Origin of the sequence: Actinomyces bovis, from assembly GCF_900444995.1 — a bacterium.
In the GTDB taxonomy this organism is placed as follows: domain Bacteria; phylum Actinomycetota; class Actinomycetes; order Actinomycetales; family Actinomycetaceae; genus Actinomyces; species Actinomyces bovis.
Genome location: NZ_UAPQ01000009.1, coordinates 19,160 through 41,000 on the forward strand (window position 1 = coordinate 19,160; position 21,841 = coordinate 41,000).

The 21,841-nt window shown below is 62.1% G+C and carries 17 protein-coding genes; 6 read left to right on the plus strand and 11 right to left on the minus strand.

Annotated elements, in window-relative coordinates:
• Nucleotides 1–50 precede the first annotated feature (50 nt).
• Nucleotides 51–497 (plus strand): bifunctional nuclease domain-containing protein, encoded by a 447-nt coding sequence (locus DR039_RS08315; protein ID WP_172458376.1) that lies wholly within the window; start codon nt 51–53, stop codon nt 495–497.
• Between the two features lie 382 nt (nt 498–879).
• Nucleotides 880–1,398: a MerR family transcriptional regulator gene (locus tag DR039_RS08320; RefSeq protein ID WP_111837077.1), complete on the plus strand. Its 519-nt coding sequence runs from the start codon at nt 880–882 to the stop codon at nt 1,396–1,398.
• 95 nt (nt 1,399–1,493) lie between these two features.
• Here the strand turns inward: DR039_RS08320 and DR039_RS08325 are convergent, their stop codons facing one another.
• Nucleotides 1,494–3,095: an Hsp70 family protein gene (locus DR039_RS08325; RefSeq protein ID WP_111836923.1), complete on the minus strand. Its 1,602-nt coding sequence runs from the start codon at nt 3,093–3,095 to the stop codon at nt 1,494–1,496.
• Between the two features lie 99 nt (nt 3,096–3,194).
• Between DR039_RS08325 and DR039_RS08330 the strand changes: the two genes are divergently transcribed.
• Entirely contained in the window at nt 3,195–4,721 is a 1,527-nt protein-coding gene (locus DR039_RS08330; RefSeq protein WP_111836924.1) for a glycoside hydrolase family 32 protein, read from the plus strand.
• Between the two features lie 217 nt (nt 4,722–4,938).
• On the plus strand, nt 4,939–6,957 hold the full coding sequence (locus DR039_RS08335; protein ID WP_111837078.1) for a PTS beta-glucoside transporter subunit IIBCA: 2,019 nt from the start codon (nt 4,939–4,941) through the stop codon (nt 6,955–6,957).
• A gap of 66 nt (nt 6,958–7,023) precedes the next feature.
• Here the strand turns inward: DR039_RS08335 and DR039_RS08340 are convergent, their stop codons facing one another.
• The 3 genes from DR039_RS08340 to DR039_RS08350 all read right to left on the minus strand — a co-directional run bounded on the left by DR039_RS08340 (nt 7,024) and on the right by DR039_RS08350 (nt 9,184).
• A complete protein-coding gene (locus DR039_RS08340; protein WP_111836925.1) occupies nt 7,024–8,031 on the minus strand; it encodes a LacI family DNA-binding transcriptional regulator in 1,008 nt (335 codons plus the stop codon).
• Nucleotides 8,032–8,136: 105 nt separating this feature from the next.
• On the minus strand, nt 8,137–8,790 hold the full coding sequence (locus DR039_RS08345; RefSeq protein WP_111836926.1) for an SGNH/GDSL hydrolase family protein: 654 nt from the start codon (nt 8,788–8,790) through the stop codon (nt 8,137–8,139).
• A 199-nt stretch (nt 8,791–8,989) separates the two neighbouring features.
• Nucleotides 8,990–9,184 carry a hypothetical protein gene (locus tag DR039_RS08350; RefSeq protein ID WP_111836927.1) on the minus strand — a complete coding sequence of 65 codons (195 nt, stop codon included), beginning with the start codon at nt 9,182–9,184 and terminating at the stop codon, nt 8,990–8,992.
• 126 nt (nt 9,185–9,310) lie between these two features.
• Between DR039_RS08350 and DR039_RS08355 the strand changes: the two genes are divergently transcribed.
• Nucleotides 9,311–11,737 carry an ATP-binding cassette domain-containing protein gene (locus DR039_RS08355; RefSeq protein WP_111836928.1) on the plus strand — a complete coding sequence of 809 codons (2,427 nt, stop codon included), beginning with the start codon at nt 9,311–9,313 and terminating at the stop codon, nt 11,735–11,737.
• On the opposite strand, the gene DR039_RS08360 is transcribed toward DR039_RS08355, so the two are convergent.
• Entirely contained in the window at nt 11,734–12,858 is a 1,125-nt protein-coding gene (locus tag DR039_RS08360) for a 6-phosphofructokinase (protein ID WP_111836929.1), read from the minus strand. The genes DR039_RS08355 and DR039_RS08360 overlap by 4 nt on opposite strands.
• A 196-nt stretch (nt 12,859–13,054) precedes the next feature.
• Here DR039_RS08360 and DR039_RS08365 point away from each other — a divergent pair, with 196 nt between their 5' ends.
• The gene (locus DR039_RS08365; protein WP_111836930.1) at nt 13,055–13,408 is read left to right on the plus strand and encodes an RNA polymerase-binding protein RbpA; all 354 of its coding nucleotides are present in this window, start codon (nt 13,055–13,057) and stop codon (nt 13,406–13,408) included.
• Between the two features lie 110 nt (nt 13,409–13,518).
• Here the strand turns inward: DR039_RS08365 and DR039_RS08370 are convergent, their stop codons facing one another.
• From DR039_RS08370 to tatC, 6 genes are all read right to left on the minus strand, one after another.
• Complete coding sequence (locus DR039_RS08370; RefSeq protein WP_111836931.1) at nt 13,519–14,307, minus strand: polyprenol monophosphomannose synthase; 789 nt, start codon at nt 14,305–14,307, stop codon at nt 13,519–13,521.
• Nucleotides 14,308–14,325: 18 nt separating this feature from the next.
• Entirely contained in the window at nt 14,326–15,996 is a 1,671-nt protein-coding gene (gene lnt / locus DR039_RS08375; protein ID WP_111836932.1) for an apolipoprotein N-acyltransferase, read from the minus strand.
• Entirely contained in the window at nt 15,993–16,916 is a 924-nt protein-coding gene (locus tag DR039_RS08380) for a DUF808 family protein (RefSeq protein WP_111836933.1), read from the minus strand. Before DR039_RS08380 ends, lnt begins: the two co-directional genes overlap by 4 nt.
• A 58-nt stretch (nt 16,917–16,974) precedes the next feature.
• The gene (locus DR039_RS08385; protein ID WP_111836934.1) at nt 16,975–19,905 is read right to left on the minus strand and encodes a DEAD/DEAH box helicase; all 2,931 of its coding nucleotides are present in this window, start codon (nt 19,903–19,905) and stop codon (nt 16,975–16,977) included.
• A gap of 64 nt (nt 19,906–19,969) precedes the next feature.
• Complete coding sequence (locus DR039_RS08390) at nt 19,970–20,917, minus strand: diacylglycerol/lipid kinase family protein (RefSeq protein WP_111836935.1); 948 nt, start codon at nt 20,915–20,917, stop codon at nt 19,970–19,972.
• A 55-nt stretch (nt 20,918–20,972) separates the two neighbouring features.
• Nucleotides 20,973–21,800, minus strand: coding sequence for a twin-arginine translocase subunit TatC (gene tatC / locus DR039_RS08395; protein WP_111836936.1), 828 nt, complete (start codon nt 21,798–21,800; stop codon nt 20,973–20,975).
• Between the last annotated feature and the right edge of the window lie 41 nt (nt 21,801–21,841).

Below are 21,841 nucleotides of genomic sequence, written 5' to 3' on the forward strand. Positions count from 1 at the left end.
GCAGGCCTGACCCGTAGCCTTGGGACGTGCGACCGATGAAGCTCGTTGGCGTGCGATCAACCGCAGCTGATGAAGGACTCGTGGCCGTGCTCTTGGAAGAGCGCGGTCCCGGGATGATCGCGGTACCGGTCACTCCCCGTGAAGGCCTGGCTCTATCTGCGGTAGCTAATGGCTTGCCGCCTACCTGGTTGAAGCTGCTGCACCGGTGTGTGGTGGCCGCAGAGGGAGATGTAGAAGGCGTTTCCGTCAACGTGGGACCAGATGGTGAGTTGCTCGGCTCACTCGAACTGCGCGCCTGCACCGGCATCATGCGGCAGGTGTCTTGCACACCAGGAGAGGCGGTCGCCGTCGCCTCTGCGGCCGAGTTGAGAATCTGCGTTAGTGATCGCTTGCTGGCTCAGCAAGGTGTGGATCTGGGAGAGGCGCCGGTACATGAGTTGATGGCGAAGATGCGAGATCAGCTAGAGCGCGCCCGGGTGGATGATTTCCTGCAGTGACAGGGCTGGCTGACAGGGGCGAGCAGGCGGGAGGTGCGCTTTAAGCGTCCCGAAGTGCTGTTAAGCATGTTACTCGTGTTACTGGAGATGTGAACTAGGTCACTTCAAACAGGTGTTCGAGCTGCGCTAAACTTACGTAATATCAAGTAAAAGTGGTGGTTTTTGAGATTTCGCTTGACCTCAGGTTGAGGTTGAGCGCCACCGGTCTTTCGACACCCCGCGTCGCATGATTGAGGGGTGCTCGGAGCGGCCCTATCGTTTCCCACGTGCTGCCAATCCGAGCAGCCCCGGCATCCCCACCGCCAGAGAGAACCCGATAGGAGCAAGCGTGAGTGCTAACGAGGCTAGAGCCCAACTCCCGCAGCAGCAGCGCGGTCAGGGAATGCTGTTCGGCGACCCGCTCCCGGAGCTCGACTCAGATTCCGGTTACCGTGGTCCCATCGCATGCCGGGCGGCGGGCATTACCTACCGTCAGCTCGACTATTGGGCTCGCACTGGACTAGTGGAGCCTTCTGTGCGGGGAGCCAAGGGCTCTGGCTCGCAGCGCCTCTACTCCTTCCGAGACATTCTGGTTCTCAAGGTAGTCAAACGGCTCCTGGACACTGGAGTCTCACTGCAACAGATTCGCACCGCAGTTGACGCACTGCATCAGCGGGGCGTGGATGACCTGGCTTCAATCACACTCATGAGCGACGGCGCCTCCGTATACGAGTGCACCAGCAATGACGAGGTTATTGACCTAGTGCTGGGCGGACAGGGCGTTTTTGGAATCGCGGTGGGTCGTGTATGGCGGGAAGTTGAGGGGTCGCTAGCCGCTCTGCCAGTCGAGCACGCCGGCGATGTCCCCATGGTGGAGGACGAACTCGCCAAGCGTCGTGCAGCGCGACTGCGCGCTATGTGATTGGACGCTTGAGGCCTAGTCCTCAGTGATCCTTTAGTGACTGCCCAGGAGGCCCATCGCTAGGCGACGGGCCTCCTGCCTTTGGTAGAGCAGACTCAGTGCGTCCGCGCACCTAGTGCATAGGAACGCGTGTAACTGTCGGTCGTGTCCGTAAGAGACACTCGTACCACGCCAGTGGCATCAACCTCGTAGCGCTCTTTTATAAGCCTGCCAGAACCGACGTCGCCCCGCCGCACCTCGACCGAACGCAGATCCTCCACCTCGCGCAGCGCCGGATCGAAGGGGAAGATGATCTCCTCATAGGGAGCCAGCTCGCCCCGCGGTTCCCCACTGGCGTCCACGCTAGAGCACTCCGCTAGGCGGAACCAGCCGATGTTGTGGGCAGAAAGGTACTCGCGCTCAACCACTGTGCCTTCACGCTTGGTCTTGGAGCCCGCCACCAGCGAGTCTTCGCGCAGGATTGGGTCAAAACTGGTCCGCTCGCCAAAGTCCTGTTCACGGAAGACGCCGAAGCCCCGTGAGAGTTGATCTGTCAGTTCATAGCCTGAGTCTCGGTCTGCGGCGATCGCCAGGCCAATCGCGGTTGATGCACCTGGATACGGGGAACGGTTAACGCGCCGACCAAAACGCTCCCGTAGAGCGCGTGCCACTGGCGGGAAGCAGCTGCCGCCACCGACCAGGTAGACGCCTGCCAGTTCAGACAGGTCCGGACTGCCGTCATCAAGCAAGTCCACGAGTGGCGCCATAGCCTCCAGTGAACGTTCAATGAGTGGCTGGCAGGCCTCGTAGAGCTCTTTAGTAGCTACCACAACGTCTTTTCCGGCAACCTCTAAGACCAGACGGCGGGTCTGTGGGGAAAGCCCTTCTTTGGCATCGCGGCACTGTTCCAGCAAGTCGTCGAGCTGGTGCGCATTGAGTGACTCTTCACTGGTGTCTGCAGCGCGCAAGGCCAACTCGGCGAGAATAAGGTCGACGTCGTCGCCGCCTAGGTCGCTCACGCCGCGGGTGGCAAGCACGCGGTGGTCCTTACCGCTGACGCTGACCAAGGAGGTGTCAAAGGTGCCGCCGCCCAGGTCATACACCAGAACCTGGGTGCGGTTTGCACTGACTTGGGAGGCCCGGCGGTGCGTGAACTCAAAACCTGCCGCGCTGGGCTCGTTCAGCAGGGCCGTGACTGAGAAACCTGCCCGGGAGAAGGCGTCCAGGGTGAGGAGTCGCTGCGCGCTGAAAGCGTGTGCGGGGACGGCCACGGTTAACCGTGCGTCAGGTCCTTGTAGCGCAGTGGCGCCTATGTCCGGGTTCTGTTCCAAAAGGAAGCGCAGGTGCTCAAGGTAGGAGACCAGCACCTCCATGATGGATGTTGTGTGGCCGCCGATCTCGACGGGAGTGTCAGCCCGCACGCTGGGGGAGGCGAGGGTACGTTTCAGGCTCCGCAGGTACGGTGCCCCGCTGCGGGCTGCCGCCTCTGCTGCAAATCCGTGCACCAGGCCCTCGTCCGTTAGTGCAGTCAAGGAGGGTAGGTACTCCTTGAGGTCTCCATGGCTGTCGGGGAATGAGACCACTGGGTAGTTGCCGCGGTCTGCGCGAGCGACGACCGTGCGCGTAGTACCCAAGTCGATGCCCAGGTCCAGGCCACGAGATTGTGGGTTTGGCTTCTTTTTGCTTGCAGAGACGTTATTCCGGCGACGTTCAGCCATGTAACGACCCTATAACCGATAAGCCTGCAGCTAGTGGAGCGGCATACCGCAAAGAGAGGACCAGATGACGCACGTTTGACATAGTGCTAACCTCCCGACATGGCTGAAGATCTACAGGCAATGGCGCTTACTGCGATCGCAAGCTCCCAGGCGCAACAGGACCCCGATTACCCGAGCTATCACCTGGCCCCACCCGTCGGGCGTCTAAACGACCCCAATGGTCTCCTGGTCGATGGCTCCACCTATCACGCCTTCTTTCAGTTCACCCCCTTCCACCCTGAACGCAAGCTGGTCTACTGGGGGCACGCCACTTCCACAGACCTGCTCACCTGGCGCCACCACGATCCCGCCGTCGCGCCCGACAGCCCCTACGACCTCAACGGCGCCTACTCCGGCACAGCGCTGGTGCTCGCTGACGCCGAGGTCGCTGTGGCGCCCGGGCGGGCTGGATATCAGTTCTTCTACACCGGCAATCTCAAGGATCCGCAGACCGGAGAGCGCAGCGCCAGCCAATGCCTGGTCACCAGTCAAGATCTGCAGCACTTCAACAAGTTTCCGACAAATCCCGTAGTCCCCAGCCATGCCCCTGGCTACACCGCTCACTACCGCGACCCCCAGGTCTTCCGAGACCCGGCGCGGCCAGGGGAGTACCGGATGCTGCTTGGGGTGCAGCGCGCAAATGAAACCGGCGCCGCCGTCTTCTACCGCTCTAAGGACCTGGTGAACTGGAGCTTTGAAGGCGAACTCCGCTTCCCAGACGCGGGTGACGCGATGGATCACCTGGGCTATATGTGGGAGTGCCCCAATCTGGTGCGCCTCACTGATGAGCTGACGGGTCAAGAACGAGACGTGCTGATCTTCTGCCCTCAAGGAATCGCGCCTGAAGCTGAGGGCTACGAGAATATTTTCCCCTGCGTCTACGCCGTCGGCAGGCTGGAAGGCCTGGATTTCTGCGAATGTGACGGCAGCTTCTTTGAGGTGGACCGCGGTTTCGAGTTCTACGCGCCCCAGGTCTTTGCGCACCGTCCTGGCGAGCCAGGCCCCGAGTTGCTTATGGGGTGGGCAGGCAATGCCACGCAGGACGATCAGCCCTCTCTTAGCTCGTCCGGCTGGGTGCACACAATGACCGTGCCCCGCCTGCTGTCTTTGCGGGCCAACAAGCTCATCCAACGGCCTGTGGTGTCAAGCAATGGGCCCGCGGCCACCGCTTGTGCGCTTTCCGGTGCGACGATAGGCCCTGCTTGGCAGGAAATTCCGGAACTTACCGGCTCGCGACACTGGCAGCTGGCGCTAAACCTGACGCTGGGGGAGCAGCCAAACTTGACGCTTAGGATCGGCACGGAAGACTGCTACGTGGACATAACAGTCGCAGGAAATGTGCTGACCGTAGATCGCAGCACGTCCCGGTACTCCCAGCATGGAGGCCAGCGCAGGATCACCCTGCCTAATGGGGCCAGCACGCAGCTAGAGGTGCTGCACGACGCCTCTGTCACCGAGCTCTACTTGGGTGACGGCGCCCTGGCGTTTACGCTGCGCAGCTTCCTGCCATCTGAGGCTGCAGGGGTGCGGTTGTGCGCAGCAACTGGCCAAAAGCTTGAAGGTCTTCGCGCCCTGCGACACGACTAGCGCCACACTCGCCGCAGGCGCTTGTGATCGGGCTCTTGTGCAGTGGGTTGGATCGCGCTAATATGTCATACGTTTGACATACATTGGTGACATCCTAAGCGTCATCGCTGTGTGATCAAGCCAAGTTCAACGAAGAGCAAACAGCAGATCCCCTTTCACACAACACAGCAGCACTTCAACTCAGCATCACTTCTTGAGAAAGGAGCCCCGTGTGGCTATGGATCACGCCCGCGTGGCGAGAGACGTCATCCGTTACGTCGGAGGCGTCAACAACATCTCCGCAGCTGCGCACTGCGCGACACGCCTGCGGCTAGTACTAGCAGACCAGGAAAAGGTCGATCAGAAGGCACTCGATAGCGACCCGGACCTTAAGGGCACTTTCCTGGCCGGAGGCATGTACCAGATCATCGTGGGCCCGGGTGACGTGGACGTCGTCTACAAGCATATGGTCACCGATGGGGGAGTACGCGAGGTCTCCAAAGACGAGGCTAAGGAGGAAGCTGCTCAGGGAGGCAACCTTTTCTCTCGCTTCATCAAGATGATCGCGGACATCTTTGTGCCTGTGCTGCCAGCACTGATCGCTGGCGGTCTAATGATGGCGATCAACAACGTCCTGACCGCTAACTTCTTCTCCGGCTCTGCCTACATCACGGACAAGAATCCAGAGGGCCTGTACTCCCTGGTAGACAAGTTCTCCTGGCTCACCGACTATGCCGCCCTGATCAACATGATCTCTGCCGCGGCATTCTCCTTCCTGCCGATCCTCATCGGCTTCTCCGCTGCTAAGCGCTTCGGTGGGAATGTCTACCTGGGTGCGGCAATCGGTGGCGCCATGGTCTCCTCCGACCTGCTGAACGCCTGGAACACCGGTGCTGCACTAGCCGGTGAAGCCCAGGTTGAGTACTGGCACCTATTCGGCATGCAGGTGGCCAAGATTGGCTACCAGGCACAGGTCATTCCTACCCTGGCGGTCACCTTCGTCATGTGTGTGATCGAGAAGTGGTTGCACAAGCGCCTCAAGGGCACCGTTGACTTCCTACTGACGCCGCTCGTCACCATGCTGGTGACAGGATTCTTGGCCTTCATCGCCATCGGGCCGGTCACTCGACTCATCGCAGAGGGCCTGACCAACGGCATCTCCTGGGGCTACGACCACCTCTCAGCCTTTGGTGGCCTGCTATTCGGTTTGGTCTACTCGCCGATCGTTGTCACCGGCCTGCACCAGTCCTTCCCCGCAGTGGAGATCCCGCTTATTACCAGTGGCGTTGGTGACTTCATCTTCCCGATTGCCTCTATGGCTAACGTGGCACAGGGTGCAGCCGCCCTGGCGGTCTTCTTCAAGGCTCACGACGCTAAGCTCAAGGGTCTGGCGGGCGCCGGTGGCGCCTCTGCGGTATTCGGTATTACCGAGCCAGCAATCTTCGGTGTCAACCTGCGACTGCGCTGGCCCTTCTTTGTGGCCATGGGGGCCGCAGCTTTGGGCTCCATGGGTGTGGCCCTGTTTGATGTGCGCGGCCAGGCGCTCGGAGCCGCAGGATTCGTGGGTCTGGTATCCATTAAGCCCAACGACATCCCCATGTACCTAGTGCTTGAAGCCCTGACCTTCATAATCTCCTTCGGTGCAGCCTTTGCCTACGCCTCCACCCCGCGGGGCAAGGCCAGTTTGGGAGCAGAGGAGGCAGCAGCCGCTGCCGCCGACGCCGACGATGCTGAGGCGCAGGTAGATGAAGGGGGAGCCGTCTCTCCACTGCCGGAGGGTGCGGAGCAGGATTTTGCCGTCGTAGCACCCCTGGCAGGCAAGGTAATCCCCTTGCCTGAGGTGGAAGACGAGGTGTTCTCCTCGGGTGCTCTAGGTGATGGTCTGGCCATCGAGCCCAGTGGGGGAGCGGTGGTTTCTCCGCTGGACGGGGAAGTCATTCTGGCATTCCCCACCGGTCACGCCTATGGCATCCGCTCCGCCAGCGGCATTGAGGTGCTAGTCCACGTGGGCATGGACACCGTCAAGATTGGGGGGAAGGGCTTTAGCCCCAAGGTTAAGCAAGGCGACCAAGTCCGCAAGGGCCAGTTGCTGGTTGAGGTTGACTGGGACGTGGTCAAGGAAGCCGGCTACCAGACTGTGACGCCGGTAGTGGTTTCCAATGGCGCCCAGTTCGCTGGTGTCAGCGGCAAGACCGCCGGGACTGTGAGCTGCGGAGCCAAGCTCTACACAGTGGAGCCCGCCACAGTCAGCGCCTGATCCTGATAAGAGTGGCCCGCCCTGCATATTGCGGGGCGGGCCACTCTTATTGATCTGCTGTGATGCTCAGGTAGTCCAGCCGTCGACCAGCTCCACGGGAAGGACGCAGGGGAGTGGGGGAGCAGAGTCCTTCACGGGCGCGCCCACCTGCCGCTTTCCGATCTGCTCTACCAGAATGCTCACTGCCTGCTCAGCCAGGTCGGCGATGGGCTGGCGTACTGTTGTCAGACCCGGCAGGGCCCGACGCAGCGCCGTCGTCCCGTCAAAACCGACCACCTTAAAGTCCTCGGGAACCTTTAGGCCACGACGGCGGGCCCAGTCCAGCACGGTAGCGGCGGTGAGGTCATCAGTCGCGAAGACTGCGTCAATCTGTGCCGCCACAGAGTCCAGCTCCTTAAAGATCAACTGTTCGCGTTGGACGTCAGCGGTGTGGAAGGGCACGGTTAGTACGACTGGCTCGGCGCCGGAGTGTTGCAGGGCCTCGCGGTATCCGGTCTCGCGGAGGTTGCGTGGGCCGCTGGAAGAGCTGAGCAAAGCTGGGTGCTTGGCGCCAGCATCGAGAAGCCGCTGCGTGGCTAGCTTTCCTCCGGCAACGTTGTCGCAGCGGACATTTGGGACTCCGGGGATCTCGCGGTCGATGGAGACCAGCGGCATGCGGACCGTGGTGTATTCGGCAATATTCTCGTTGTGGGCCCCGGTGATGATTCCATCCACACGGTTGGAAAGCAGCAGGTCCAGGTACTGCTTCTCACGCTCTACATTGCCCATGGATGAGCAGATAAGCACGCGGTAGCCGTGCTTTGCCAGCGCATTCTCCACGCCAACAGCCAGCTCGCCGAAGAAGGGGAGCGCCGTTGAGGGAACGATTAGCCCGACGGTGTGTGTGGACTTGCCGTGGAGGGCCCGTGCGAGCTGGTTGGGGTGGTAGTCGAGTTCTTTAATGGCCTCGGCTACGGCGTCGCGGGTGCGCTGAGAGAGGTAGCCGCGGTTGTTCAGTACGCGGGAGACTGTGGTCAGGGAGACGCCAGCGAGCTTCGCGACGTCAGCGAGCGTTGGTTCTCTCCGCTCTGCCACGGAGTTCCTCCTTGTAAGACAGTTAGGTGCTTATCTGCCTGACCATGATAGGGGACAGTTACAAAGACGCCATTTGTCGACTGGCTGGCCGCAACCGAATTGGGCCTATGACTTGTCCCTACCGTGCTCCAGCGTGCACAGCTGGGGGAACAAACTGCGATAGACCTCGATCATGGCTCGGGCTATGGCGGCGTGACCGGCGTCATTGGGGTGGATGAGGTCGCCTACGAGCTGGTTTTCATCACCATTTACGGCCTGGCTGACCGCATCGGTTGACTGGAGTCCGACGGCGGTGGCGGTGTCGTGGACCATGGTCCGCACGACGGCGAAGCGTGGGCCCCGCTCCAACCAGGGAAAGAAGGGCGCCACAAGTATGGGCGTGCCAGGCAGGCGAGTGCGCAGGAAGGTCAGATCGTGCTCCACGGCCTGACGGACCAGTTCAAGCTGCGAGGGCAGCAGAGCGGCATCGTTTAACCCCAGGGAGACGGTGACGAGGTCTGGCTCGCAGCGCAAAACCGCCTCCAGCCAGGTCGTGTCGCAGGCGGAAGGTGAGCTCGAGCCGCCTGGGAGTTTTCCGCCGCGCCGGCAGAAGAAACCTAATCCGTCGGCCGCCAGATTGACTTCACGCCAACGCAGATGTTCACAAACCAGCGAGGTCCAGCGGTTGCGTGGATGGGTGATGGAGCCCCAGCCGGTGGTGACCGAGTCTCCCAGGAAAACCGCCGTGGGGAAGGGGGTGGGGCTCGGTGAGGTAGGCATGAGCTGAGCCTAGGTCCTGACTCTCGTGACGGTGGGAGGTGCGCAAGCTTTGCCGAAAATGACATAATGTACATTATCGGCGATACCCTTAGAGTTGATGCATCTACCAGCGGCCCGACTGTCCAGTTAGTGCGTCTGTAGGCGCATGCCTAAGTGGTTTGCTGGAACGGCGCCTGTGGCGCCATGAGTTCCGTGAGCGTCACTTGCCGTAGCGCTTGTAGACGGCCTGCTTGGATACGCCCAAGCTGGCGCCGATGGCCACCCAGCTAAAGCCGGCGTTTCTGGCGCGCCGCACAGCGATCGCTTGCGCCGCATCTAGTTCCTTGCGTTCGGCGGCAATCATGCGGAGCGTGTCTAAGGGGCCGTCTCCAGCGGCGTCTACTGCGGTTTGCATGTGTCATACCGTAGTTGACTTGCGCGGTTTAGGCAATCTCGGCAACGCAGGGTTTTGTCATAAGTAAGACCACAGTTCGACACTAGGCAGTATCGAACTGCCCTACCAGACAGGCAGAATCACCATATGACCAAAACTAGCCAGCCTGCGCAGATCTCCACCGCCGACTCACACGACTACATTCGCGTCACCGGCGCCCGGGAGAACAACCTGCGCGGCTGCGACGTCGTAATCCCCAAACGGAGGCTCACGGTCTTCACCGGGGTCTCTGGCTCCGGCAAATCCTCCCTGGTGTTCTCCACCATCGCCGCCGAGTCTCGGCGCCTGATCAACGAGACCTACCCCAGCTTCGTGCAAGGCTTCATGCCCTCCACCGCCCACCCCGACGTCGATTCCCTGGAAGGTCTCACTCCGGCAATCATCGTCGACCAGGAACGCTTGGGCGCTAATCCACGCTCCACCCTAGGCACCGCTAGTGATCTCAATAGCGCCCTGAGAATCCTCTTCTCTCGCCTGTCCACGCCCCAGATCGGTGGCCCCCAAGCCTTTGCCTTCAACATCCCCTCTGTCACCGGCGGTGGAGCCATAAAAACCGTCAAGGCCGGACGCACCGTCACGCAGCACAAGCACTTTAGTATCCAAGGTGGGATGTGCCCGCGCTGCGAAGGCACCGGCCGCGTCACAGACATTGACCTAGCTGCCGTTTATGACGAGAAGCTCTCCCTGCTAGAAGGGGCCATCAAGGTTCCCGGCTACACCCCGGATGGCTGGCTAGTACGGGTTTTTGCAGAGTCTGGCTTCCTGCCAGCGAGCAAACCTATTCGCAGTTTTACCAAGAAGGAGCTTGAAGACTTCCTCCACAAAGAGCCCACCAAGGTCAAGATCGACACCCACCAGATGACCTACGAGGGACTCTTACCCAAGCTCCGCAAGTCAATCCTTTCCAAGGACCCTGAGGCACTGCAGCCACATCTGCGCGCCTTCGTAGACCGCGCCGTCGTTTTCCAAAGCTGCCCCGAATGCGAAGGCACCCGCCTGGCCGAATCAGCTCGCCAGTCCACCATCGCCGGTATCTCCATCGCGCAGGCCTGCGCGATGCAGCTCAGCGATTTGGCCACCTGGGTCAGCGGACTGGAAGCCGCAGCCAAGGCAGAAACCAAGGCACCAACCGACGCCCAGGCGGTGCAGGGAATCACCGGAGTCGCTCCTTTACTCACCCGCCTGCGTGAAAGCCTGAACGCCTTTGTGAGCATCGGCCTTGGCTACCTTTCGCTGGACCGACCCGCCTCCACCCTCTCAGGCGGTGAGGCTCAGCGCATGAAACTCGTGCGCCACCTGGGCTCTGCGCTCACGGATGTCACCTATGTCTTCGACGAGCCCAGCATCGGTCTGCACCCGCACGACATCGCCGCCATGAACGAACTGCTAATTTCCCTGCGAGATAAGGGCAACACCGTACTGGTGGTGGAACACAAACCCGAGGTAATCGCCATCGCCGACCACGTGATCGACCTAGGCCCCGGCGCAGGCAGCGCTGGTGGCCAAGTCGTCTTCACAGGCAGCGTGGATGAACTGCGCGCAGCCGACACGCTCACCGGCAAGCACCTAGCCTTCCGCGCCAGTCTCAAATCCAGCCCCCGCTCCCCCACCGGATTCATTGAGATCCGCGGTGCCAGCACGAATAACCTGCGCCAAGTCGACGTCGACCTGCCCCGCGGTGTCCTCACAGTCGTTACCGGGGTGGCAGGCTCCGGCAAATCCAGCCTCATCCACGGACACCTCTCCCCTCAAGACGGCGTAGTCACCATTGATCAGTCCCCCATCAAAGGCTCGCGCCGCTCAAACCCCGCCACCTACACGGGCCTGCTGGAGCACATCCGCAAAGCCTTCGCTAAAGCCAACAGCGTCAAACCCGCACTGTTCTCCGCCAACTCCGAAGGCGCCTGCCCCGTTTGCAATGGCGCCGGCGTGATCGACACGGAGCTGGGCTTTATGGAGACCGTAACCACCACCTGCCAGGCCTGCGAAGGGCGCCGCTACAACGACGAGGTGCTCATCTACACCTTCGGTGGCAAGTCGATCGCGGAGGTGCTGGCCTTGAGTGCTTCTGAGGCATTGGAACTGTTCAGTGCCAAGGAGAGCCGCGTGCCCGCCGCCACCAAGATCCTGCGATCACTATGCGATGTCGGCCTGGGATACCTCCGGCTCGGTCAAGCGCTCAACACCCTGTCTGGTGGTGAACGCCAGCGGCTGAAGCTGGCGGTCTACCTACGCGAAGCCGGTGAGGTGCTCGTGCTTGACGAGCCTACTGTAGGGCTGCACCTGGCAGATATTCAGGCAATGCTGGAACTGCTAGATCATCTAGTGGACACCGGCAGGACCGTGGTGGTCATTGAGCATCACCAAGCGGTGATGGCTAACGCTGACTGGATCATTGACCTGGGCCCCGGCGCCGGACATGACGGCGGCCAGGTGGTCTTCACCGGTACGCCCGCTGAGCTGGTGCACAGTCGGGAAACTCTCACCGGCGAATACCTAGCGCGCTATCTCTAATCCCCCAGTGCGGTCCCGACGGCGCGGGCCGCCTGGATCCACTCGTGATCCCGAGGCACCTGCTTAACCTTTCCAGCCACCTGTTTGAGTGGCACTAGCTCGGTGCCCGTGCCACGGTCGCCAACCATGACGCCAAAGTTTCCCTCTGCTACCGCCTGGGCACCTGCCACCCCCAGGCGGGTGCCCAACAAACGGTCGGTAGCGTTCGGAGTGCCGCCACGCTGCACGTAGCCCAGGATGGTTACGCGGGCTTCCAGGCCTGTGCGTTCCTCCAACTGCGTGGCCAGAGTGAAGGTATTGGCCCGGTGAGATGCCTCAAGTCGCTTCACCCCCCGCTTAGCCGCTGCCTTGGCCTCCGGGGTGGAAGCATCAGCCACCAAGGCTTGCGCATCATCGATCTCTGCCCTATCGGCCTTGCTCAGCGCGCCCTCAGCCACCGCTACCACAGAGAAAGTAGAGCCGTAGGAGCGACGCCGCTCAATCCGCTCGGCGATCGCATCGACGTCGTAGGGAATCTCTGGCAGCAGGATCACATCGGCGCCCCCAGCAATGCCTGCCCCCAGGGCCAGCCAACCGGCCCGGTGCCCCATGATCTCCGTGAGGATGATGCGGTGATGAGAGTGAGCCGTGGAATGCAGGCGGTCCACAGCTTCCGTGGCGATCTCCAAAGCAGTGGAAAAGCCAAAGGATGAGTCCGTGCCCACGATGTCGTTGTCGATCGTCTTGGGCAGGTGCAGGACATTCAAACCAGCTTCCATGAGGCGCTTGGCATTCTTGGCGGTGCCGCCTCCACCCAAACAGACCAGGGCGTCGAGCTTATTGGCCTCGTAGTTCTCCACAATCGTGGGGATCATGTCACGGACTTCGCCATCCACCAGCATGCGGTGCACCTTGTCCCGGCTGGTGCCCAGCATGGTGCCACCAATCGTAAGGATTCCCGCTAGGGCACTGCCGTCCAACTCAATGGTGCGGTTTTCAGCCAGGCCACGCATACCATCCCGGAAGCCGATCAGCTCCCAACCGTGCTCTTGAATTGCGGCTTTGCCAAAGCCACGGATAGCTGCGTTCAGACCAGGGGCGTCGCCGCCAGCGGTGAGGATGCCAATGCGCTTGGGAGTCATGGGCCAAGTATTACCCCAAGTGGTGGCCTCAAGCGGCGGCTTTGGTACCGCCTTCAGCAGAGGATGGGCCGAGTTGGTAGGCAAACCGGTAAGATATGTGGCGGTGCGCCTGCCGGGAACCAACCCGTCCACTGAGGCGCCACCAAACTGGTGGGTTCTGCCCCACCGTCCCCACCCACCTAGGAGAGGCAAAAGCATGGCTGACCGCGCACTGCGAGGGATGACCATTGGCGCAAAGTCAATGGAAACCGAGGAGGGCGTTGAGTTCGCCGAGCGGATGAATGTCAGCTATGAGTGCCCCCTGGGGCATATCACCACGCTGCCGATGTCTGTTGAGGCGGAAGTGCCCCCCACCTGGGAGTGCCCCGAATGTGGCCAGGTGGCCAGCCTGCGTGGCGAGGAGGAGCCGGAGGCTGAGGCTCCTAAGAAGGCTCCGCGCACCCACTGGGATATGCTCTTGGAGCGCCGCAGCATTGACGAGCTCAAGGTGCTGCTGGATGAGCGGCTAGAGATGCTGCGCACCGGTGAGATTTACCGCGAGCGCATGTGAAGCGCTGCTTCAGCAGTTGCCTGGCGTTCTAAGCACCAGATTTAACCCGACGGCGGTGCCGCTCCCCTATCCGGGAGGCTGGCACCGCCGTCGTAGCTTTGAGCGCCGATTTAGCGTTTGGCGCGGAACTTGGCCAGGGCATCGGCTGCTGCGTTCAGCCCTTTTTGTGCGACTTCCAGTGCCTGTCCGCCCCGCTTGGCCAAGCCCCAACGGGTGACCAGGGAAAGCTCCTCGGTGAAAATGCCGCCGGAGAGTTTGGACTGTCCGGCCTCGCGCTCCAGGAAGGTAATCGGCATCTCCACGATCCGGCCGCCGGCCTCATCGACCAGCTTGGTCATATTGACCTGGAAGCCGTAGCCCAGCGCCTCTACCTTGCCCAGGTTGAGGCGGCGCAGGAACTCCGCACGGTAGACGCGGAAGCCAGCAGTTGCGTCTTTGACGCGCATGCCGAGCATCGCGGAGATGTAGAGGTTGCCAGCGCGCGACAGGGCCACACGCTTGGCGTCCCATCCCTGGGTGGCGCCCCCGCTAACCCAGCGGGAGCCAATGACTAAGTCTGGGGAATCGGCCATCTCTGCGCGCTGGACCAGCAGCGCTAGGTCCTCGGCGCGGTGAGAGCCATCTGCGTCCATTTCACAGATCAGCTCATAGCCTTCCTTTAGCGCCCAGTCGAAGCCTGCTAGGTAGGCCGGGCCCAGACCGTTCTTCTCGGTGCGGTGCAGGACGTGAATCTGCTCATCTGCGGAGGCACGCTCGTCTGCGTAAGCGCCGGTTCCGTCTGGTGAGGCGTCGTCGACCACCAGGATGTGGCCGGCGGGCAGTTCCTTGCGGACGCGGTCCAGGGCTCCGGGGAGGGAATCAATCTCGTTGAACGTCGGGATGACGACCAGGGTCTTCAAGTTGGGCCTTCCGATGTTTTAGCGACGCTGTGCGCGTCTGCGGGCTACGGCGTCGATTGTGGCGCCAAGGATACCTGCCAGTGCCAGGGCAGCTGCACCGAGCTCTAGAACGATGCCGGGCCACGGTCCTAAACGATCCGCCCAGGTCTGCGAGCTGCGCAGCGGCACCTCGGCAACCAGCCCGGCCTGGGTGTAGGCCTTGGTGGCCTGCTCTACCTGCCCTGCCGGGTTGATAATCGCGGTAATGCCTACGGTGGAGGCCTGCACGACGGCGCGTCCGTGCACCACCGCCTGTACTCGCCCTTGCGCCAGTTGCTGACCAGCCTCAGAGGAGAGCAGGAAGCTGGCGTTGTTGGTAGGTACCACAATCAGCTCGCCTCCCTCCAGCACTCCGGCACGCAGGGCAGAGTCATAAGCGACCTCAAAGCAGATGCCGACAGCCAGGGGCACCTCTCGGCCTTGGGAGGCTGCTGGGACGGCAAGGGTGTGCCCTTCGGTGCCGGGCAGCAGGTCCACGCCAATCCGGTCGACCTCGGTGGTGATGTGGCGGACAAATCCGCGCCAGGGGATGTACTCGGCAAAAGGTACCGGCAGATGCTTGCGGTAGTAGTTCCCCGCCCCCTGCTTCTGGTCCCAGAGCAAGAGGTCGTTGTAGCGAACCGTTCGGCCTGCTGGCCCGTCATTGGCGTACTTGATAGCGCCGACAAGCACCGGTGCGCCTGCCGTCGTTGCTGCCTCTTGTACCAGCGCAGCGGCACGGGGCTCAGCGCGGGGGTCTAGATCGGCAGAGTTTTCCGGCCAGATCACGACGTCGACGCCACCGGGGCCGGTCTCTTGGGCCACGGCGCGCGTGGCTTCCAGGTGGTTGGAGGTGACTTCCAGAGCCCGGCCAAAGGCATCTTCAAAGTCTTTAGCCACATTGCCTTGCACCGCCGCCACGCGCAGCGTTCCCGTTTGAGCCTGCGTGGAGAGCGGAAGCACGGAGGGCAGCACCACCACCAAGGCACCACAAGCAAATACTGGGGCCAGACGGGGCCAGTGGCGGACCCGGAGAGCCTGCATCACCTCTGCCAGGCAGGCGCCCAGGCAGGCCAAACAGGCGGTTAAGGCGATTGAGCCTCCGTAGGCGGCGATGGGCAGCATTGGAGCATCAGCCGCCGCAAAAGCCAAGCGTCCAAAAGGCATGCCGCCCAGGGGCCAAGAGGCACGCAGTTCCTCCACCCCGCACCACAGCAGGGTGAAGGCGCCAACCCGAGCCAGGCCAGTCCACCATTTGGCTTCAGCACCAAAGGCCTTGAGCCTGCTGGCTGCAGCCCACGCCAAGCCCAGGGCTGTCAGGTAGAGCAACTCAGTGATAGTCAACGCCACCCAGCCAACGGCATTGCCCATCGCGATAGCAGCAAAATGCAGCAGCGGTGCAAACAGGCCCAGGCCAAAGCAGGAACCGAGAACCGCCCCGGAGACCAGGCTTGAGCCCCGCAGCAGGGCCCCCCAGAGCCCCACTCCAATAGGTGCCAGCCACCAGGAGCCCTGCAGCGGCAGCGCTCCGCTAAGGGGCGGTGGGAAGGCCGCATAAACGAGCACACCGGCAAGCAAGGAGAACAGAGACCGCCAGATCCAGGCGTGTTTCAAGGCCCCTAGAAGAACCTGCTGTTTCTGGGCGGGCTGGTGCTTGGGGCGAGTCCTCATGCCTGGTTGTGGCGCTTCCGTTTGGGCAGGATCTGGTGCAGACCGGCCCATAGCAGCGCGAGCGTGCAGCCGATGATGGCACCGATCAAACAGGAGACAGCGGTCTTGCAAAGCCAAGCGAGCACCGGATTGGAGACAATCCGCTCGGCCTGCTCTATGAAGGCATAGGGGTAGTGCAGGCCAAAGTGCTCCAAGTTGTGGGAGAGAATCTCTCCTCCCACCCAAAGCATTGCGATGGTGCCGATATAGCCGATGACGGTGAAGGTCCCCGGAGCTGCTCGCACAATCAGACGCCCGAAACCGCGCCCAGGTCCAGTGCTTGCGTTCTGGGCCAGATGTACGCCGAAGTCGTCAGCTTTGATGAGCAACGCCACCAGACCGTAGACCGCAAAGGTTATGAGCAAGGCAATCATGGCTAGAACGATCAGTCGCCGCAGCTGAGTCTCGTTCACCGAGGCAATAGCCAGCAAGATCAACTCAGTTGAGAGCACAAAGTCAGTGGTGATAGCTCGCCGGACAATCGAGTCCTCGTCATTGGCCTGCTCCTCCTGCGCCGAAGCTTCGTGATGCAACCACCGGCCGAGCACCTTCTCTCCTCCCTCAAAGCACAGGTAGGGGCCACCGATTATCAGGGCCACTGGCAGGAGATCAGGGGCTACGGCGGTCAGCAACAAGCCAAGTGGCAAGATGATGAGGAACTTGTTCCGTAGCGAACCCAGGGTGATGCGCTTGATAATGGGCAGTTCGCGGTCCGGGGAGATGCCGGTCACGTACTGGGGGGTGGCGGCGACGTCGTCCACCGCGGCCGCAGAAACCTTTGCGGCGGTCTTCACCGCGATACTCGCCGTGTCGTCAATAGTTGACAGCGTCATCTTGGCGAGGGTCGCGATGTCGTCTAGCAGGGCGAAAAAGCCGGACAAGTGTCACCGTTCCTGAGTCAGGCCGGGCATTTTAAGGCGCAACCCGGCAGGTATGAGCCTACAAGGAGGACCAGGAGACCACGCCGCGCGCCACATCCTGAGCGGCCTGTGCGGCCACCAAATTTAAGGGCGTGCCCTTAGAGGCAACGCCTGCTGGTTCTAGCTTTACTCCGGGAGCATCCATGGGGAAGGCCGCGATCTGGGTCAGCACATCGAGCAGCTGCTTGCACCAGCGCACGAAGTCCCCGGCGGTCAGCTCACAAGCCTCCAACACTTCCCCAAGCTCAGCGCCCTCAGCCCAAGCCTTCACCGGCCCAGCCAGGGCGGCCTCAGCACCAGTGGAGTGCTCAATCCGCGCCAAAGCTTCCAACTCATTGATTCTGCGGGACACGCCCAACTCCGCGCGCAGGACCGCCCCTAGACGAGAGCCCGGAGATACCGGCAGGCCCAAAGTGTTGGAGGTTAAGCGCGGCTCGTAGACGCAGGCGCTAACAGCCCCAGCCAGATCTCCGGAGCTCAGATCCGCCCAGGTGCCGGTGCGCAGGCACTCGGCTATCAGCAGGTCACGTTCGGCGTAAACGCGCGCCAACATCCGCCCCGCCGCTGTCACTCGCAGTTCCCGCTCAGGATGCCCCCGATCCACCGGCTCCAGGTACCCCAGGGTCAGCAGCACCTCGCATACGGCGTCAAAAAGCCTGGAGATGGTGCCCGTGCGAGTCACTACGCGGTTCTGCAATCGCTCCGCCTCAGCCAAAGCCTTAGCCCATTTTCGTCCGATGCGAGCGTGCTGCACCCGGTCAGCACAGGCATGGCAGGGGTGAGCGCGCAGTTGGTGACGCAATTCCTCCAATTGCTCAACGGCGCAGTGGCGGCTGCGCTCTTCCTTTCCGCCACGATGCCGTCGCCTCCCCTCCTCCTGCAGCTGACCTGTACGGATGGCCGTAATCAGGCGACCTACCAGACGGTCGCGGTCGCGCGGGCGGCGCAGCTCAGCACTATCTGGTACCCGCAACTCCCCTACTCGGGTTACGCCATCGGGAGCGGTCTCCGGCGTAAGCATGGTTATCCGCCCATCCTCGCCCAGAACTGTCAGCGCAGGCGTGCCCAAGCGATCCTGACCTACCTCCAACACCACGGCGTGCTTGACCCGCCGTCCTTTCCGGTAGATCACCACTGCGCCGCGGTTCAGCGCGCTCATGCTGCGGCCAGCATCTAAGCGGCGCGCAGCAGAAGTCTCCTGCTTCAGCGTGGACTCGGCCTCAGCAATTTGCTGGCGCAGGCGGGCATACTCGCGGAAGTCGCCCAGATGGCAGGTCATCTGGGCTTCCAGTCCCTCCACACTGCGGCGCTTCCGGCGGGCTGCTGCCGCCAGTTCCACCACGCCACGATCGGCTTGAAATTGGGCGAAGGAGGATTCCAACACCTCCCGGGCTCTCGCCCGGTTGGTGCGCCCCAAGAGATTGACCGCCATGTTGTAAGTAGGGCGGAAGGCTGAGACCAGCGGGTAGGTGCGGCGCGAGGCCAGGGAGGAGACAGTGCTGGGCTCCAGGTCATCAACAGCTAGGACGACGGCATGTCCCTCCACATCGATCCCCCGCCTGCCGGCGCGCCCGGTCAGCTGCGTGTACTCCCCCGGAGTCAGGTTGACATGCGCTGAGCCATTCCACTTGCGCAGGGACTCCAACACCACTGTGCGGGCGGGCATATTGATGCCCAGAGCCAGGGTCTCGGTGGCATAGACAACTTTGACGAGCCCGGCACTGAACAGCTCTTCTACGGTCTCTTTGAACACGGGCAGCAGACCTGCGTGATGCGCGGCCACCCCGCGTTCCAGGGCGCGGGCCCAAGCATGGAATCCCAGCACGGCCAGATCAGCCCCGGGAATATCTGCAACGCGCCGTTCGATTACTTCACGGATGCGTTTGGCCTCAGTATCAGTGGTGAGGTCCACTCCCCCAGCCATGGCTTGGTTGACGGCCTGCTCGCAACCAGCCCGAGAGAAAACGAAGACGATAGCCGGGAGCAGCCGTGCCTCCCCCAGGGCCTGAATAACGGCGGGTCGGGCGGGGGGCCGCAAGCGGGCGACGCGGGCACCATCCACGCCGCGCCTCGGGGCTCTTAGACCACGGGTCTCCCCACGCTTCCATGGCTGGCGGAACCCCTGTCCGCCGCTGCGCTGCTCGCGCTTGGAGACGGCGTTACCCCCGGCTGCGGCGCGCCTCGCAGAGCGCACAGCGTTGAGAAGCTCAGGGTTTAGAGGCGGTTGGGATGTAAGCGCGGCTTCTGCGGCAGCGTCCTCCACTGCTACCGGCACCGAGTACAGGGGCAGCAGCCTGCGGCCCACCAGCATGTGTTGGGTTAGGGGCACGGGCCGGTGTTCGGAGACGACGACGGTGGTTGAGCCGCGCACCTGGTCCAGCCAATCACCAAACTCTTCTGCGTTGGAGACCGTGGCAGATAGGGAAACAACTTGGACCTGCGGGGCCAGGTGGATGATGACTTCCTCCCAGACGGGGCCACGGAAGCGGTCGGCTAGGTAGTGCACCTCATCCATGACCACAAATCCCAGGCGGCTAAGGTCGGAGGAGCCGGAGTACAGCATGTTGCGCAGTACTTCGGTGGTCATAACCACCACCTGCGCGTGTGGGTTGACGGAGGTATCGCCGGTGAGCAGGCCCACCTGATCCGACCCAAAGCGTTCGCACAAGTCCAGGTATTTCTGATTGGACAGCGCCTTGATGGGCGTGGTGTAGAAGGCCTTGAGGGCCTTGGCTAGAGCCAGGTGGACGGCAAACTCCCCCACCACGGTCTTGCCTGCGCCAGTGGGGGCAGCTACGAGCACACCCTCACCTCGTTCCAGAGCTTGGCAGCCAAGCTCCTGGAACTCGTCCAGTTGGAAACTCAAGGTCTCGCGGAAACGGGCAAGCTCAGTGCGCGCTGCCTCCTGACGTCGACGTGCGGCGGCATAGCGTTCTGCAGGCGAGCTCATGGCTTTAGCCTACGTGGCACCTCTGATCCAGCAGGGCCTAAGCCCTGGACTGGCGCAGGCGTACTCAGGCGGGCAGGAGCACTGTGACCACATCACGCACCGCTTCTAGGCACAGAGGTAAATCCGCGATGGCTTCACCGTCGGCCATCGGCTGGGGTGGCCTCCGCCAGCCCTGCTCCGCGGGCAAGGCCTCAATAGTGAGCAGCTGCGTGCGTTCCAAATGCACAGCGGGATCACCCAAATGATCGCCTTTGAAGAGTTGCTTCAGCAGGCGCAGCAGATGCCGGCGCGAAACCGGCTCCAGCCGCAGCACGTCCAGTAAACCGTCCGTGGGTGAGGCTTCCGGAGACAAATCCATGCCACCCCCGAAATACCTGGTATTCGCTGCAGCTAGCAGCAGTGCCGGCCCTTCCCAGGTACCTGAACCTGTGGTTATGCGGTAACCGTAAGGGGCTAGCCGGGCCAGCTCCTCCATGACTGCACGCACGTAGCGGCCTTCACCTGCAGGCCAACTGAGCGTATTGGCCCGGGCATTCACAGCGGCGTCAATGCCCGCTGAGCAGACGGCCAAGGACCACTCGTGCTCATCAGGCACTGGACTGCCATCCGGGCGGGTGGTGTGAATGGCGTCCAGGCGGATACTGCTGCCGCGTCCGGCTAAGGCCTCGGTGATGACAGTGGCGGCAGCATTTGGGTCTCGGGTGGGGAGTCCCAGGTGACGGGCCAGGTCGTTGCCGGTGCCCACCGCCACGATGCCTAGGGGCACGGGGGTTTGGGCCACGACGTCGAGGCCCAAATGCACGGTGCCGTCGCCTCCGACCACCACCAGCGCATCCAGTCCTACCCGGTCCTCCATCAGTGCGGTGGCGCTGCGGCGGGATTCGTCATAGCTGGTGCCATAGGCTTCAACGACGTCGTGTCCCGCGCTGACCAGCGCAGTGGTGACGATGCGGGCGGCGCCACCGTGGCGCCCACGCCCGGAGGTGGGGTTGACGACAAGGCCTACGCGCATGGATAGCTACTGCGTTCTATCAGGGGCTACTGCCAGGGGAAGGGGGCTGCAGGTGTTATTCGGCCAACGCGGCCTCAAGGGCAGCGTCTTCTGCAGCGAGGCGTTTAGCGAGCCGTTTGTCATGTTGTATGGAAATCCCGCAGGCTCCGAAGTAGAGGCCAGTGATCGGTATGGACATAAAAATCACGGACCAAGGGTCAGGCAAGGGGTTAACGATCGCCATGAAGATAACAATGGCGACCACCGCCCAGCGCCAACCCTTGAGCATAGTGCGCCCCTTCATAAGGCCCAATTGGTTCAAGCCCACCATGATCTCTGGGAGCAAGAAGGCCGCACCGAAAGCCAGCACTATTCGCATGACGAAGGACAGGTAGGTGGACACGGACATCACACCTGCTACGGCGTCGGCGTCTGGCATAAAGCTAGTCAGCACGATCACGGCATGCGGGATGATGTAGATGCCCAGGGCCACACCAGCGGTGAAGAGCAGCAGGGCGGCGATGCCGTAGCCCCACACAAAGCGCTTCTCCTTGCTGGTCATACCAGGGGCCACAAAAGCCCAGAACTCGTAGGTCCAGATCGGCGCTGAAAGCAACACCCCTAGCCAGATGGAGAGACGCAATTTGAGGTCAAAGGAAGACATCACGGTCTCAAAGTTCATGACTAGGTTACGGCCATGCTTATTGGCCTCAACAATGGGCTGGGTGATGACCGTATACGCCCAGTCGGATAGGAAATAACCAACCACAGAGCAAATGAGCACCGCAATAGCAGAGATGAAGGCGCGGTTGCGCAGTTCACGCAAGTGGTCCCCAATAGCCATCCTGGCTTCAGGGTTGTTCTTGCGCTTCTTAGTTAACGCGACCTTCGGCAGGCTCGGCACGGTTTTCCTCTCTACACGGTCACCAGGTACCGGCACCTGGC